We start from the raw sequence: 384 nt of genomic DNA on the forward strand, positions 1-384 counted from the left end.
ACATGAAACCCACTCATAATGACAAAATAACATACAAGGAGCAGACTTAGTAACCCACCCAACCATTTCCCTACAATTGCTTGACTGTATTGATAAAAGGTTTTTTCCGGAAAACTTTGGCTTAATCTGACTATAATAACTCCTGCTATCATCGCGATCAGCCCGCCTACAATCACAGTTAACCAGATATCTGGTGTCTGAACCTTCTCTGCAGATGCTCTCGGCAAGGTCAGAATCCCTGTTCCAATTGTATAATTGATGACGATAACAGCAACTTGAGCCGTCGTAATCTGGTCTTTTGGGCTGGTACTCATCACAGGTCACTTCCTTATTCACAATTCAGGATTACTACTTTCAGAAGGTTCATTATTTCTAATTTTTCCA

Annotated in this window: 1 protein-coding gene; it reads right to left on the reverse strand. The window is 40.4% G+C overall.

Annotated elements, in window-relative coordinates; genetic code table 11:
- The coding region (locus AAHB12_RS31410; RefSeq protein ID WP_342048960.1) for a GerAB/ArcD/ProY family transporter at positions 1–314 on the reverse strand (314 nt) is incomplete at its 3' end.
- Between the last annotated feature and the right edge of the window lie 70 nt (positions 315–384).

It is taken from the genome of Bacillus sp. OTU530 (genome assembly GCF_038440375.1).